This is a genomic window from Pontibacter aydingkolensis (genome assembly GCF_019443125.1).
In the GTDB taxonomy this organism is placed as follows: Bacteria; Bacteroidota; Bacteroidia; order Cytophagales; family Hymenobacteraceae; genus Pontibacter; species Pontibacter aydingkolensis.
The window spans coordinates 53,378-69,557 of the sequence record NZ_JAHYXK010000006.1 but is presented as its reverse complement, the minus strand read 5'-3'; the positions used below and the strand labels follow the sequence as shown (position 1 = coordinate 69,557).

The 16,180-nt window shown below is 34.0% G+C and carries 16 protein-coding genes; all 16 read left to right on the top strand.

Annotation, left to right across the window (positions count from 1 at the left end; all coding sequences use genetic code 11):
- Window positions 1–214: 214 nt before the first annotated feature.
- The 16 genes from fcl to K0O23_RS09045 all read left to right on the top strand — a co-directional run bounded on the left by fcl (window position 215) and on the right by K0O23_RS09045 (window position 16,150).
- The gene (fcl, locus tag K0O23_RS09120) at window positions 215–1,159 is read left to right on the top strand and encodes a GDP-L-fucose synthase (RefSeq protein WP_219877115.1); all 945 of its coding nucleotides are present in this window, start codon (window positions 215–217) and stop codon (window positions 1,157–1,159) included.
- Window positions 1,160–1,351: 192 nt separating this feature from the next.
- Window positions 1,352–2,464 (top strand): GDP-mannose 4,6-dehydratase, encoded by a 1,113-nt coding sequence (gene gmd / locus K0O23_RS09115; RefSeq protein ID WP_219877114.1) that lies wholly within the window; start codon window positions 1,352–1,354, stop codon window positions 2,462–2,464.
- A 91-nt stretch (window positions 2,465–2,555) separates the two neighbouring features.
- Entirely contained in the window at window positions 2,556–3,431 is an 876-nt protein-coding gene (locus K0O23_RS09110; protein WP_246597009.1) for an ABC transporter permease, read from the top strand.
- A gap of 34 nt (window positions 3,432–3,465) precedes the next feature.
- Window positions 3,466–4,734 (top strand): ABC transporter ATP-binding protein, encoded by a 1,269-nt coding sequence (locus tag K0O23_RS09105; protein WP_219877113.1) that lies wholly within the window; start codon window positions 3,466–3,468, stop codon window positions 4,732–4,734.
- A 92-nt stretch (window positions 4,735–4,826) separates the two neighbouring features.
- A complete protein-coding gene (locus K0O23_RS09100) occupies window positions 4,827–6,164 on the top strand; it encodes a glycosyltransferase (protein WP_219877112.1) in 1,338 nt (445 codons plus the stop codon).
- Complete coding sequence (locus K0O23_RS09095; protein WP_219877111.1) at window positions 6,161–6,868, top strand: WbqC family protein; 708 nt, start codon at window positions 6,161–6,163, stop codon at window positions 6,866–6,868. Before K0O23_RS09100 ends, K0O23_RS09095 begins: the two co-directional genes overlap by 4 nt.
- 59 nt (window positions 6,869–6,927) lie before the next feature.
- Window positions 6,928–7,572, top strand: coding sequence for an acetyltransferase (locus tag K0O23_RS09090; RefSeq protein ID WP_219877110.1), 645 nt, complete (start codon window positions 6,928–6,930; stop codon window positions 7,570–7,572).
- A gap of 9 nt (window positions 7,573–7,581) precedes the next feature.
- Window positions 7,582–8,733 carry a dTDP-4-amino-4,6-dideoxygalactose transaminase gene (rffA, locus tag K0O23_RS09085; protein WP_219877109.1) on the top strand — a complete coding sequence of 384 codons (1,152 nt, stop codon included), beginning with the start codon at window positions 7,582–7,584 and terminating at the stop codon, window positions 8,731–8,733.
- A gap of 176 nt (window positions 8,734–8,909) precedes the next feature.
- Complete coding sequence (locus K0O23_RS09080; protein WP_219877108.1) at window positions 8,910–9,704, top strand: glycosyltransferase family 2 protein; 795 nt, start codon at window positions 8,910–8,912, stop codon at window positions 9,702–9,704.
- A gap of 20 nt (window positions 9,705–9,724) precedes the next feature.
- Complete coding sequence (locus tag K0O23_RS09075) at window positions 9,725–10,441, top strand: FkbM family methyltransferase (RefSeq protein ID WP_219877107.1); 717 nt, start codon at window positions 9,725–9,727, stop codon at window positions 10,439–10,441.
- 75 nt (window positions 10,442–10,516) lie between these two features.
- Window positions 10,517–11,554, top strand: a complete 1,038-nt coding sequence (locus K0O23_RS09070; RefSeq protein WP_219877106.1) for a glycosyltransferase family 61 protein — start codon at window positions 10,517–10,519, stop codon at window positions 11,552–11,554.
- Between the two features lie 67 nt (window positions 11,555–11,621).
- Window positions 11,622–12,455, top strand: a complete 834-nt coding sequence (locus K0O23_RS09065) for a glycosyltransferase family 2 protein (RefSeq protein ID WP_219877105.1) — start codon at window positions 11,622–11,624, stop codon at window positions 12,453–12,455.
- 19 nt (window positions 12,456–12,474) lie between these two features.
- The gene (locus K0O23_RS09060; RefSeq protein ID WP_219877104.1) at window positions 12,475–13,341 is read left to right on the top strand and encodes a DUF5672 family protein; all 867 of its coding nucleotides are present in this window, start codon (window positions 12,475–12,477) and stop codon (window positions 13,339–13,341) included.
- Window positions 13,342–13,344: 3 nt separating this feature from the next.
- Window positions 13,345–14,112 carry a glycosyltransferase family 2 protein gene (locus K0O23_RS09055; protein WP_219877103.1) on the top strand — a complete coding sequence of 256 codons (768 nt, stop codon included), beginning with the start codon at window positions 13,345–13,347 and terminating at the stop codon, window positions 14,110–14,112.
- Window positions 14,113–14,494: 382 nt separating this feature from the next.
- Window positions 14,495–15,292: a glycosyltransferase family 4 protein gene (locus K0O23_RS09050; protein WP_219877102.1), complete on the top strand. Its 798-nt coding sequence runs from the start codon at window positions 14,495–14,497 to the stop codon at window positions 15,290–15,292.
- 12 nt (window positions 15,293–15,304) lie between these two features.
- Window positions 15,305–16,150: a glycosyltransferase gene (locus K0O23_RS09045; protein WP_219877101.1), complete on the top strand. Its 846-nt coding sequence runs from the start codon at window positions 15,305–15,307 to the stop codon at window positions 16,148–16,150.
- Window positions 16,151–16,180: the final 30 nt, after the last annotated feature.

Genomic DNA, 16,180 nt, shown 5'->3' with positions numbered 1-16,180 from the left:
CTTCTGGATTGCAAATCCAAAAGTGCGTATTTAGTCCTTTGTTGGGACAGGTCGCGACCTGTCCGTGCTACGGCTTATGCTAGGAAAATTATACTTTGAAAAAGGCAAATTAAGATTCCCCTCTTTAGAGGGTTAAGGGTGTGTTTTATAACACAATAAATTTAAAGACAGTATTAGAACATAGAGTAAATACATTTGAGCATAAACCTAAACTATGGAGTTAAACGATAAAATATATGTCGCTGGTCATCGGGGAATGGTGGGTTCTGCCATTGTTAGAAGATTGACAAGCGAAGGTTACACCAATATTATCACACGTACCTCATCAGAGTTAGACCTGCGTAATCAACAAGCAGTTTTTGATTTTTTCCAAACTGAGAAACCAGACTACGTATTCTTAGCTGCTGCTAAGGTAGGCGGCATCCAAGCAAACAACACTTACCGCGCTGAATTTTTGTATGATAACCTGCTGATCGAGGCAAACATCATCCACGCAGCATATTTGAATAAGGTAACCAAGCTAATGTTCCTCGGTTCTTCCTGCATTTACCCTAAAATGGCACCACAACCACTTAAGGAAGAGTATCTGCTTACAGGGCCTTTGGAGCAAACCAATGAGCCTTATGCTATTGCAAAAATCGCCGGCATCAAACTTTGTGAGGCTTATCGCGATCAGTACGGTTGCAATTTTATTAGTGTAATGCCTACCAATCTATATGGCTACAACGATAACTACGACCTGAATAACTCTCATGTGCTTCCGGCGCTTATCCGCAAGTTTCATGAAGCTAAAGAAAAAGGAGCTTCAGAAGTGGTAGTATGGGGTACCGGTAGCCCGATGCGTGAGTTCCTTTTTGCTGACGACCTGGCAGACGCCTGCCTCTACCTGATGGAGCACTATAATGAAAAAGAACTCGTAAACATAGGAACCGGAGAAGACATTACCATTAAAGACCTGGCACTACTGGTTAAGGACGTAGTGGGCTTTGAAGGAGAGTTAACTTTTGACACTACAAAACCAGATGGTACACCGCGTAAACTGATGGACGTAAGTAAATTACACAGTACGGGTTTCAGGAACAAAATCGAACTGCGGGAGGGTATTGCGCTGGCGTATGCAGACTTTAAAGAAAAGCACCCCACCCCAGCCCTCCCCTAAAAACAGGGGAGGGTGCCCCAATTGTAGTTCCAAATTCCCCTCTAGAGAGGGGTAGGGGTGTGTAAGTGCATTATTGAAATTAACACAACCCAGCCTATTATCAAGAAACATAACATACATCAGAAACCTAACTTCAAATAAGAAGTATAAGCATCTGAATATATAAACCCTTTATCTATTAAACACATTACAATGAAGACAGCCCTTATAACCGGCGTAACCGGACAAGACGGAGCATATTTAGCAGAACTACTTTTAAGCAAAGGATATAAAGTACACGGCGTTAAACGCAGAAGTTCTATGTTCAATACAGACCGTATTGACCACCTGTACCAGGACCCGCACGAAAAGAACATCAACTTTAAACTGCACTACGGCGATCTGACAGACTCAACCAACCTGATCCGTATTATCCAGGAAACACAGCCTGACGAAATCTACAATCTGGCTGCTATGAGCCACGTGAAGGTAAGCTTCGATACGCCTGAATATACGGCCAATGCCGATGGTTTGGGTACATTGCGTATCCTGGAAGCAGTTCGTATCCTTGGCCTTACCGAGAAGACTAAGATTTATCAGGCATCTACATCAGAGCTTTACGGTTTAGTACAGGCTGTGCCTCAGTCTGAAACAACCCCCTTCTATCCACGCTCACCATATGCAGTAGCTAAGCTGTACGCTTATTGGATAACCGTAAACTACCGCGAAGCCTATAATATGTTTGCCTGCAATGGTATATTGTTTAACCATGAGTCTCCGCTAAGAGGCGAAACCTTTGTTACGCGTAAGATCACGCGCGCTGCAGCCCGTATTGCTTTAAACCTACAGGACAAAGTTTACTTAGGTAACCTGGACGCTAAACGTGACTGGGGCCACGCCAAAGATTACGTAGAAGCCATGTGGCTTATTCTGCAGCAGGAAAAACCTGAAGACTTTGTGATTGCTACAGGTGTTACCACAACAGTACGTGATTTTGTAAAAATGTCTTTTGCTGAAGTAGGAATTGATATTGAGTTTAAAGGTGAGGGTGTGGATGAGAGAGGTTACGTTGCCGCTTGTAAAAACCCAGAGTACCAGCTGGAAGTTGGAAAAGAGGTAGTATGTGTAGACCCTAACTATTTCCGTCCGACAGAAGTAGAGCTACTGATCGGTGATCCAACAAAGTCTAACACTAAGTTAGGATGGAAACCTAAATATGATCTTGCTGCACTAGTTAAAGATATGATGCAGTCTGACCTTGAATTGTTTAAACGCGATACATATTTGATGGAGGGTGGCCACCGCGTGCTCAACTACCACGAATAGAGATAGGATAAGTAAAATATAGCGTCACTAATTTATATACCTCAAAAGGATTTCTTATTTTTAAGAAACCTTTTGAGGTATATTTTTACACATGATGAATACATTTTCCGGAATGAAAGAACAAGATGAGGATTGGACACTGATCATTAAACCACACTCCAATCTTTTTGATTTACAGCTAAAGGAAGTGTGGCGTTACCAAGATCTGTTATTTCTCTTTGTTAAAAGAGATTTTGTAGCACAGTATAAACAAACAATACTTGGCCCTTTATGGCATTTTATACAGCCTCTTTTCACAACTATTATGTTTTTGGTTGTTTTTAACAAAATAGCTAACATTCCTACCGATGGTATAAAGCCTATTCTTTTCTATATGAGTGGCATAGCAATCTGGAATTACTTTAGTAGTTGTTTAACAGCCACTTCTAATACCTTTTCTGCCAATGCTGGTATATTTGGCAAAGTCTACTTTCCAAGGCTTGTTTTACCGCTTTCCATAGTAGTGTCGAATGTTGTGAAATTTGGAATTCAGTTTCTCCTTCTTTTGTCGCTGATGATTTACTTTGCTTTTAATGGAGAGCAGATTCATTTTGGTTTGAGTTGGCTTTATATACCAGTACTGATTATCATGATGGCATTTATGGGGTTAGGGTTGGGCATCATAATATCTTCGCTTACAACTAAATACAGAGATTTTACGGTATTGCTTGGTTTTGCAGTTCAACTGTTAATGTATGCTACACCAATCATTTATCCACTTTCATTTTTAATCGGAAATAAATACGGTTGGCTTATTTCCTGGAATCCACTTACCCCAATTGTAGAGGCTTTTCGTTTTGCTTTATTCGAACAAGGTACTTTCTCTCCTGTATCGCTTATGTATAGTGCTGTTTTTATCATAGTTGTATTCTTTTTCGGCTTAGTAATGTTTAACAGAGTAGAGCGTTCATTTATGGATACTGTTTAATGATGAATATTCATATAAAACTAATCATTAAGTAATGAGTGAAATAGTAATAAGTGTAGAAAGTTTATCTAAGCAGTACAGGCTTGGAACTGTTGGAACTGGCACACTCTCTCATGATTTAAATCGTTTTTGGCATAAAATTAGAGGCAAGGATGATCCTTATATAGAAGTTGGGCAAGAAAACGATAGAACCTCTAAAGGTACTAGCGACTATGTATGGGCTTTAAGAGATATTAATTTTGAAGTTAGACAGGGTGAGGTATTAGGGATTATCGGTAGAAATGGTGCTGGTAAATCAACTCTTCTCAAACTTTTAAGCCGTACGACATCTCCAACTATCGGCACTATAAAAATGAAAGGCAGAATAGCGAGTCTTTTAGAAGTTGGTACTGGCTTTCACCCTGAACTTAGCGGTAAAGAGAATATTTATTTAAACGGTGCGATTTTGGGAATGACTCGACAAGAGATAAACAGTAAGTTTAATGAAATTGTCGAATTTGCCGGAGTTGAAAGATACGTTAATACACCAGTAAAGCGATATAGTTCTGGAATGTATGTAAGATTAGCTTTTGCTGTTGCAGCGTACCTGGAACCCGATATATTAATCGTCGATGAGGTTTTAGCAGTTGGAGATGCTGAGTTCCAACAGAGGGCAATTGGAAAATTAAAGGATGTTAGTGCAGGACAAGGTCGTACTGTATTATTTGTAAGTCATAATATGGGCTCTATAGCACAACTCTGTACAAAAGGGCTATTACTTCACAATGGGAAAGTAGCTTCAAATAAAAATATCGATATTGTTATTGAAGATTACCTTGAAAAGAACCTTAGCATTACTTCAACATATAAAAGTTTAGAAGATAATGCTAAGAACGTGCAAGTTTTATGGGCTGAAATTGTTGATGAAGATGAAAAACCTTCTGATAATTTCAGCAACCAGGAAGATATCTATATAAGATTCGAAATAAAAAACTTTTCTAATGAGAGAGGAATGGTCTGCTCAATAGGCCTTCAAGATCAACTGGATAGAAAGATATTTACTGATCAGATTTCTATAGAAGCAAATTCTGGTTATACTACTTTTAAAGTAAAACTTCATAAAAGCATATTTAGACCTAACCGATTTAAAGTAAGTATTGCTTTACATATACCTAATATAAGACTCGTTGAAGTCATTGAAAACGCTTTAGCCTTTGAACTAGTTGATTCTGGAAGCGAGTTTTCATTGTATGGCAAAACAGATAATGGATTTATGATTCCTCCTGTTGTTTGGGAAATAGAAAAGAATAATCTAATTATTTAAATTTTAATTTACGCTAAAAATATAGATAAAAGATCAAGTATGCTAGCGAATCTCTAACAGATATTGAATTAAAGATTCTTATTATTAAAACCATGAGTAGAAAAATTGTAGTGTTTGCAACAAATGATCACGGTGGTGCTGGTGAATCTGCTTATAGGGTTACAAAAGCAATTCGGACACTTGGAGATGAGGCATGTTTGGTAGTTAAAAATAAAACCAAGTTTGATTCATTTGTTATTAGAGTTGAAGAGAAAGGAACTGAAAATAAAGAAGTTGAAAGAATATCAGTTTTTGAAAATATATATAGGAGATTTAATCTAAAGAGAGATAATAAGGGAAAGACTAAATCGATTGATACTGGTGAAATTATACTAGATGAGAATTACTACTTTTTTAACTTAAATGAGTCTATTTCGCTTAGTTCAGCTGAATCTATACTTAAATGCTTACCTTTCAAGCCAGAGATAATATTATTAGCATGGGTATCTGATTTTATAAGTACAGGTACTGCTTTGGAATTGCAAAAGTATACAGGTGCCAAAGTCTATTTCTTAATGACAGATATGGCTCCAATTACAGGAGGTTGCCATTATGCTTGGGATTGTAAAGGATATACATTAGATTGTAGTAATTGCCCGGCTATTCTATCAAAAGAGCATAAGTATAAAGCAAATCAAAATTATTTATATAAGAGTAAAAATATTTTAGACGGTAACTTTAAAGTTATTGCTGGTTCTGGATGGTCACAGCGCCAAGCATCAGAGTCCTCTTTGTTTACAAATCAAGAAACAATACCAATTCTGAATGGTCTGATTGATTTTTCAGTTTTCAATAATTCCAATAGAGGTATAGCTAAACAAGTTTTTGGTATTTCCCCGAATTCAAAAGTTATTTTTAGTGGAGTTACTTATACAGATGAGAAACGAAAAGGAGTTGCAGCATTTGTAGAAAGCTTGAAAGATTTGTACAACCAACTACCTGTTGTAATAAGAACTAATACAAAAGTTTTGATTGCAGGAATGAATATTCAGCAAAATAAACTTGTACAACAGATTCCCTTTGATATTATTCCAGTAGATTTTATCAAAGACAATAGGTTACTTTCTTTAGCATATCAGGCTGCAGATGTTTATGTATGCTCTTCTTTAGAAGATACTGGACCAATGATGGTTAATGAGGCTCTTGCCTGTGGTACTCCTGTTGTAGGATTTGAAATGGGGCTTATTTATAATATGGTAATAAATAATTATAACGGCTTCAAAGCACCATTAGGTGATTACAAAGAAATGGCTAATGGCATGAATAAAATTTTGAATTTAGATATTAATTCGTTTGCATCTTTTTCTTCTAATGCAATAAAAAGTGTTCAAGAGCATGCATCTTTAGTGACTTTAGAAAAAGTTCTTAAGCAAATTGATATGATTTCATGAAAAAAGTCGCCATACTTCAATCAAATTACATTCCCTGGAAAGGCTATTTTGATCTTATAAATACTGTTGACGAATTTATCATCTATGATGATATGCAATATACTAAAAGGGACTGGAGGAATAGAAACAAAATTAAAACTTCAAATGGTCCTTTATGGCTTACAGTTCCTGTTGAAGTAAAGGGTAAATTCTTTCAAAAAATTAATGAAACTAAAGTTGAGGGAAATGACTGGGCTGTAAAGCATTTTCAGACGATCACACAATACTATTCTAAATCTAAGTATTTCGCTGACTATAGTGGTATAGTACAGCAGGCTTATAAACAAGCATCTTCAGAAGAATTACTATCTAACATAAATTTAATATTTATAAATCTTATTTGTAATCTTTTGGATATAAAGACTAAAATATCATTTTCTAGCAATTTTCAACTAAGAGAGGGCAAGAGTGAACGTCTATTAGGATTAGTTAAAGATACTATGGGGAGTGAGTATATTTCTGGTCCAGCTGCTAAGAATTATTTAAATGAGGAAATTTTTAAAACAGAGAAAGTCAATGTTACATGGATGGATTATAGTGGATACAAAGTGTATAAACAGCTATTCCCTCCCTTTGATCATGCAGTAAGTATACTTGATTTACTTTTCAATGAGGGGCCTAATGCAACAAAGTATATGAAAAGCTTTTTAAGAGAGAATGAGTAATCAAACTAAATTACCTTTACCAAATTATTTCTGTATCACTGCCATAAAAGGTCCTTAAGATGAAAAGAATAGCAGTAATCGGAGCAGGAACGTTGGGTGTACATATTGCGCATTATCTTCATCAAGATGATAATATGTCTTTTGCTGGTTTCTATGATGACATACAGCAGAAGGGTACAACTACAGACTATGGAGCTGTTATAGGATCTTTTAATGATATACATAGTGACTTTGAGAAGAAGGTGTTTGACCAACTACTAATTGGCGTTGGTTACAATAATATTAATGCAAGGCAGCAGCTTTATGAAAGATTTGCATCGGATATTCCTTTTGCAACTTATGTTCATCCAACTGCATATGTTGATCCATCTGCAGAAATAGGCTTTGGAACTGTTGTGTTTCCAGGATGCGTGTTTGATAGAAATGCTTTAATAAGAGACAATGTTTTATTAAATATTAGCTGTTCTATAGCCCACGATACGGAAGTTAATAGTGGCTGCTTTTTGGGGCCTGGAGTTAAACTTTCTGGTTTTGTTACTGTTGGCAAGAGTTGTTTTTTGGGTGTAGGAACTACAGTTATTAATAATATAACTGTATGTGATAATGTACAAACAGGTGGAGGTACTGTTGTAATTTCAAACATTAATGAGTCAGGAGTTTATGTAGGTGTACCTTCAAGATTAATAAAAAGTGTTCATACTTAATCTTATCTTATGATATCATTTAATAAACCTTACTTTTCTGGAAAAGAAACCGAATACATTCGGCAGGCCGTTGAATCCGGTAAAATTTCAGGTGACGGAATTTTTACAAAACAGTGTCACAAGTTCTTTGAGGATAAGTATGGGTTTAAGAAAGTACTTTTAACCACCTCTTGCACAGATGCATTAGAGATGGCAGCCATATTAATCAATATTCAACCAGGCGATGAGGTTATTGTTCCTTCCTACACTTTTGTTTCTACAGCAAATGCTTTTGTTTTGAGAGGAGCTAAAATAGTTTTTGCTGATAGTAATAAGTTAAATCCTAACATTGATGCAGATTTAATAGAATCACTTATAACGCCAAAAACAAAAGCTATTGTTCCTGTTCATTACGCTGGTATTGCCTGTGATATGGACAAGATTATGGCATTAGCGGATAAATATAACTTATTTGTAATAGAGGATGCAGCTCAAGCAGTAGATAGTTATTATAATCAAAAACCATTAGGTAGTATAGGACATTTAGCTGCCTTCTCATTTCATGAAACAAAAAATATAATAAGTGGTGAAGGAGGGATGTTAGCTATCAATGATGAACGTTTTGTAGAACGAGCAGAGATAATTAGAGAAAAAGGAACAAACAGATCTCAATTCTTTCGCGGTGAAGTTGATAAATATAACTGGGTAGATATCGGATCTTCTTATTTACCATCCGAAATTATTTCTGCATTTTTATTTGCTCAAATTGAAAACTTAGAGCAAATACAAAATAAAAGGATCAAAATATGGGAAAGATACTATAATAACTTGCTGAACTTAGAGTTAGATGGTAATATAAATTTACCTTTCATACCAAACTATGCTACTAATAATGGACATATGTTCTACCTTATTTGCAAATGTTTAGAATTTAGGTCTGGTTTAATCAAGACACTAAAGGAAAATGGTATACAAGCTGTTTTTCATTACTTGTCATTAGAGAAGAGTCCATATTTTATTGATAAGCATGATGGAAGGTTTCTTCCTCAATCAGAAATGTACACAGATTGTCTGGTAAGGCTGCCTTTGTACTATGACCTCCAAAATAATGACATTGACGATATTTGTAATATTATAGAATCTTATTTGTGCAAAAGCAAAAAGGTTACTGTAGTCCATTAACTGTATTTTATGAGTTGCCTTTTACCACCTTTTCTTTTAAAAAGTGCCTCGACCATTACTATCTATATTATTGTACACTAATTTAGAAAGTTGAATATTTAAGTTTAAACCTTGATTGAAGCATAAATTTTATTCTTATGGTTTAGGTGCATTAAGTTATAATCTAATATTACATAATGAAAATAAGTATTATTACAATCAACTATAATAATGCTCTTGGTTTAGAAAAAACGATTGTAAGTATTCTGTCACAAAAGTGTATTAATTATCAATATATTATAATAGATGGTGAATCTATTGATGGAAGTGTAGATATAATAAGAAAGTATCAGAATGATGTGTGCTACTGGAAGAGTGAACCTGATAATGGTATTTATAATGCAATGAATAAAGGCATTTTTGCTGCCAAAGGTGATTATATTCTTTTTTTAAATTCAGGAGATACTTTGGATAATGAAAATACACTTAACACTATAGCTAGTACACTAAAAGGTGAGGATATAATTTACGGAGATTTAATTATAAAAGAGGATGAAAAATCCTGGCGTAAGTCCTATCCTGATAAGCTGACCTTTAAGTTTTTTTTAAAAGAATCCTTGCCTCATCCAGCTACTTTTATAAAAAAAGATCTATTCAATCGTATAGGGCTCTATAATGAATCCTTTAAGATTGTTTCTGATTGGGAGTTCTTTTTGCTTGCAATAAATAAATTTAATTGTTCTTATAAACATGTACCTTTTATTGTTTCTCATTTTACTTTAGATGGTATAAGTTCAAAAGAAGAATTTAGAGCAGTCAGAATCAAGGAGAGTGAAGAAGTTTTTTCTCTGCATTTCCCAACATTTGTTGAGGATTATAAAGATTTACATGATGTGACTTTAGAAGTAGAGAAAATTACAAGTTCTAAGTTGTTTCTGTTTCAGAAAAAGCTTTTTCAATTTGTAAGCTATTTTAAATTATTAAATAATTAGTTTGATACAAGTTTCTCACTATGTTCCTAAAGCCTAAGCGATTATCCTTTAAAACAGCAGTTAAATTAAGGCTATATCATTTATTCAGGAGGTTTCTTAACATTAGCTTCTCTGAAAGCTATTCTCAATTGGGTGAGGACATAGCAATTAAACATATTCTGTTTGAGTTTTTAAATACAAATCGTGGGGTTTATGTAGATGTAGGATGTAATCATCCTATACTATACTCAAATTCATTTAAGTTCTATTTGCTGAACTGGAGAGGTATTACAATTGATTTAAATAAAAAGTTGGTTTCTCTGCATAAAATTGAACGAAAGGATGACATACAGGTTGTCTCAGCTGTTTCTGATGTTGTAAGAGAAGTAGCAGTTTATGAATTTGAAAGTGATTTAGTTAACTCTATAGATGAAGACTTTTATAATCATAACAAGGAGTTCTTTAAGACAAAGAACACATCGAATAAAGTAGTAACTAAAACACTTACCCAAATATTGGATGAAACAAGTGTTGAAAAGGTTGACCTTCTATTAATCGATGTAGAAGGACATGATCTTAACGTTTTAAAATCATTAGATTTAGACAAATATAGACCAAAGCTTATAGTAGTTGAAGTACATGATTTTGACTTAGGAAGCTCCAGTCAGCATCCTTTAGTAAACTATCTAACGAACAAACACTACAAAATGATAGGCTATTTGATTGCTAATGGTTACTTCATTGATGAAAGGCTTTAAACGCTTAAATTTTAATGGACTCTTTTTCTTCTAGTTTTACTAATATTCCAATTTACAGATAAGTTTAGTTTGATTATGAGTTCTGTAGATAATTATAGCTTGTTGAACAAGTATAGAATAAAACGTAAAAAACCACAGAACTACACTGATGGAGAACTTGATTTTTGTAAATATGAGTTTGAATATGATACAAATGATGTAGTATTTAAAACTCATCAATACTGTAGTTTAAGTTACAAAGGTATTGTATATAAATATCTGTTTAAACTTGACTCATCTACTCTTGTTCATGAGATTTTTAAACCTAAAACCTCAACTATAATTCATGACTTATTGTCTAAAAAAAAGAAATTTATTTTAGATAACAGCAAATATCTACTCGTTTATGATGAATGGTCTTCTAATCATTATCACTGGCTTATTGAAGTTGTAGCCAGACTTTGGTTAATAAAATCAAAAATCCATGAGTATAAAATCATCTTACCCAATAATCAATACATTAGTGAAGTTGGCTTACAAATATTAGATCTTCTTGAGTTAAAGCCTAAAGCTTTTGTTTTTATCCAACCAGATGAAATCTTCTTGTTTAAAAAATTATCAATTGTTTCTCTACCTTGTAGTACAGGTAGAATAAATGATTTAATAATTCAGAATATCAGTGAAGCATTTAGGAGAAAATATGATTATCAATTAGCTGCTGCTTATAAAAAAGTTTATATAACAAGAGAGGGAGCTATCAATCGTAAAGTTTTAAATGAATTAGAGGTTATTAGAGTATTGAAGAGTAGAGGCTTCGAGATAATTAGATTCGAAGAACTTTCACTATACGACCAGTTCCTTTTAGCATCTAGTACTAAAATAATGGTTTCTATACATGGTGCTGGCCTTGTAAATATGCTTTTAATGCCAAGAGGTGCCGCTGTGTTAGAATTTAGAAGGGATAAAATATACCACAACCAATGTTATTGGCACCTCGCAGACAGTATTGGTTTAAAATACTTTTATTTATTCGGTAATCCAGATAGTGATAATGTTATAGAAGGAAAAGGATGCAACTTAACAATTGATATAGATAAATTACTTTATACTATAGATAAGATAGAGGTTAGTTGATCTTATATCTAGTTAATTTTATCTACATTATTCATATTTATCTGACTAGTAAAATGGTTCTTACATTATGTCCCCATCAATATCAGTTATAGTCCCATGTCATAATCAAGCACAATTTTTAACGGAAGCTCTTGAATCCTTATTGCTACAAACTTACCCAAATTGGGAATGTATAATTGTTAATGATGGATCTAAAGATAATACTGAAGAGGTTGCATTGCATTATACATCTATTGATAAAAGATTCCAATATCTTTATTCCTCAAATAAAGGTGTTTCTTTAGCTCGTAACAGTGGAATTGATTTAGCAAAAGGCGAATTTATTTTACCACTTGATGCCGACGACAAAATTTCATCTAATTATTTAGAATTAGCTCTTAAGGCTTTTGACGAGAACCCAGGTCTAAAGTTGGTTTATGGAGAAGCTGAATTTTTTGGTGATCTAACATGTAAATGGGATCTTCCTTCTTATAGTTATTTTAGTTTACTTCATATGAATATTATATACTGTTCTGCAATTTTTAGGAAAAATGACTTTAAATTAGTCGGTAAATATTCTTCAGAAATGGTTCACGGTTTAGAAGATTGGGATTTATGGTTAAGGCTTTTAAAACCGGGCTCTAAAGTGCTTAAGTTAAATGAAGTAGTTTTCTTTTATCGAAAGAAAAGCATTTCTAGAACTACAGAATTGACAAATAGAGGTAATGAAGAAGCTACAGTAAGACAATTAATAACAAGGAATAAAGAGATCTATACTGATTTTACTTATGATTTCTTAAAAGAAATAGAACATTATAAAGCAGAAGTATATGATCTAAAGGCAAAACTTAAACTAATTAACTCTAGCCGTATACATTCGATAGCAAGTAAATTAATATCACTGAAAAACTATTTTCTTTAAGCTTAAAAATAGTAAGTGTATGCGTGAAGTATCTCCAATTGTAATTATTCCTGTTTACAAAGAGCTTAACATGTGGTTAGGTACTGAATTGCTCTCTATGATACAGTGTTGCGAGATACTTTCTAATCATCCTATTTGTTTAATAGGTCCACATAATCTTGATTGGCCATCGATTAAAAAGTTTATACATCAGTCTGCTAATAAAACTGTGAATGTGGCATCTTTTGATAACCAATATTTTGCAGATATTCCTGGTTATAATAAGCTATTGAAGTCTCTTTTTTTTTATGAACATTTCAAATCTTACTCACACCTTCTGATTTACCAGTTAGACGCCTATGTTTTTAAAGATGAACTAGAATACTGGTGTAGAAAAGACTATGATTATATTGGTGCTCCCTGGTTAGAAGGCTTAACAGATAACAGTTCTACAACATTAATAGGTGTTGGTAATGGTGGCTTTTCGCTTCATAAAATCTCATCTGCAATAAAGGTATTAAAGAAACTAAAGTTAATATTACCGATATTAGAAAGTTGTGAGAATACCGTACTATATAATAGGTTACCGTTCCTAAAATGGGTAACAAGGTTGTTGTTACTTAAGATGCTTTTTAGAATTAACAATCAAAAATATATCCTCAAGCTGTCCAAATCAGATGAAACTTATGAAGATATTTTTTGGGGAAGATACATACCTGCTACTTTTCAAGAATTTAATATAGCAGGTGTTGGTGACGCTATCAAATTTAGCTTTGAAGTTAATCCTAAGTATCTTTACCAATTAAACAATGAAGAACTCCCATTTGGTTGCCATGCCTGGGAAAAGTATGATCCTGAATTTTGGAAGAAGTTTATTGATAGTGCACAATTAAAATATGAAGGTTAAGGAATGAAAATTAGTGTGATAACGATATGTTATAACGCAGTTCTGTATATTGATAGAGCTATACATTCTGTTTTAAAACAAGATTATGATAATTGGGAGCATATAGTTATCGATGGTGGTAGTACAGATGGCACAGTAGAAGTTTTAAAAAAATATAACCACTTAAAATGGGTGTCAGAGTCGGATAGAGGGCAATCTGACGCAATGAATAAAGGTTTTAAAGAAAGCTCAGGAGAAATAATTATCTACCTCAATGCTGATGACGAACTTAATCATGGTCTGTTTTCTTTTGTAGCTAATCATTTTATCTCATCACCAGAAACTGATATGCTAGTGATGAATTTGCTAAGTATAAATTCCGGAAAAGAAATATATACTACACCAAGTACCTCCTTAAAAGAAATTCTTCGTTACAATCCCTGCAGATTTCCTCTAAACCCAGTTTCTTATGCATACCGTAAAGGTCTTCAGTATAAAACCGGGCTTTTTCCTGTTAATAACCACTATGCAATGGATTATTGGTTTTTAATTCGAGCCTATTTGTTCGGAAATATCCAATACAAGGATTTTCTTGGAGGCACTTTTTACTTTGATGGAAATAACAAATCAGCTGACTGGGCCAATTCATGTAAGCACATGAAAGCTGTACGAGACTGGTTTCTTATTCGCTATTTCTATAAAAAGCCAGTCAGAGAGTTCAATTATAGATTCTTAATCTATAAGCTTCATATGTTCTGGATAAAAGTGAAAAGCTACAGTTTACATACCTGATTAAGCAGCTGCAACGATTTACATCAGTAATAAAATAAAATTGAAAGTACTCTTTATTTCACATAATGCATCCAGGACCGGAGCACCTCTATACCTGTTAAGTCTGTGCAGATACCTCAAACAGAACACCGACTGGGAGCTCTTTTTCCTGTTAAGAGCGTCAGGCCCTCTTCTTAACGACTTCAAAGCTTTAGGAACTACCTTTTTATTTGATAGGTCTCTGAATTTTATCTCAGCTAGATTAGCTAATAAAATTAAAATTGGAGGTTTCAATTGTAATCATTGGTTTCTTAAACAGAAGATAAAACGACTCCATGTTGATGTTATATACTCCAATACTTCAGCTAACGGTAGCATTTTAAAATTTCTACAGGATTTAAACATGAAAGTCGTGACACATATGCATGAGCTAGCATATGTTGTCAAAAGTTTAGGAGAAGAAAATCTAGAGTTAGTCAAAGAGCATACAAACCACTACATTACTTCTTCGCCTTCTGTAACAAAGTATCTAACTCAAACTTTAAAAGTTAACCCTGCCATAGTAAAGGAAACAAAATGTTTTCCCTTGCATATCAACAGTAAAGAATTTAATAGAGTGGCAGTTAAAGCTGAGTTGAGCATACCTACTGACAGTTTTATAATTGGAAGTGCAGGAACAGTTGAATGGCGTAAAGGCTGGGATCTGTTTATCAGGCTTGCAGAACAATTAAAAAAGAGTGCTGCAGCAGAAAATTTTTATCTTGTATGGGTTGGCAATTTAAATGCTAAAGCAAGAGCAGAGGTTGAAATGGAACTGAAGCTTAGCGGTGTCGAAGCTAAGGTTATTTTTACTGGTGCTACTCCAACTCCAGAAAAGTATTTTTCTATTTTTGATGTTTTTTGTTTGATGTCAAGGGAGGAGGCATTTGGGATTGTTGCTTTGGAGGCAGCTTTATATCAAATACCAATCGTTTGCTTTGAAGGTGCTGAAGGATTATCCACTTTTATAAAAAATGATGCTGGATACGTAATTCCTGATCTTGATACTTCTGAAATGGCTAAGGCCATAGTAGAGTTGAGTAATAGTTTAGAAAAAAAGAATGGAATGGGGAGAACAGCAAGTAAACGTGTTTTAGATGAGTACTCAGTTTCAAATCAAGTTGAGAAAATTGTCCATTTACTTGAGGAACTTGTGAGCTAGAATTGCCATCATATGATCTCAATTATAATTTGCTCCGTTAACAACTCAAATTTAAAAAGAGTTGAAGCTAATATAAGCAAAACAGTTGGTTGCCCTCATGAAGTTATTGCTATAGATAACAGTAAAAACAAATATTCTATTTTTACAGCATACAATGCAGGAGCTGCCCAGGCTAAGTTTGATATACTGTGTTTCATGCATGAGGACGTTTTTTTCTATTCTAACAACTGGGGAACTGCACTAAAAAATATTTTTAGTTCTGATAGTGATATAGGGCTTATAGGTGCCTGTGGTGCCATCGTAAAAACGGATTTGCCAGGTTCCTGGATTGATACTCCTCAAGAGTTTTATGTATCAGGCCTCATTAATGAAGTTACTGATACAAGGGAAAATAGTAATTCTGACTGGGAAGAAGTAGTAGTAATAGATGGTTTGTTAATGGTTACAACCAAATCAATCTGGAAAGACAACCCATTTCCAGATCGTACCGGTTACCATGGGTATGATTTGTACTATTCTCTACACCTTGGCACTTCCAAAAGAATTGTTGTAGCGAAAGGTATTAAAACTCTCCACTTATCTAAGGGCAGTTTTAACGGGGAATGGTTTTGCGCTACAATGGAAATACATGAAGATTTTAGAGAGAATCTGCCCAGATGCACCCAAAAAAACGGAGCAATAATTTCTCATGCCTATATGATTAGCGCCTATAAGTTAGTTTTTCACCTACATAAACATGTAAATAATTTTTCAGATAGAGCTAGGCTTATGTGGAAATATATACTAAGCAACAAGAATGTTAGCATGCTAAATAAATCTAAAGCTTTGTATTACTGGATAAGAATTAGGCAAGTATGAGGCTTTGTTTTATTGCAACCCAAAGTGGTG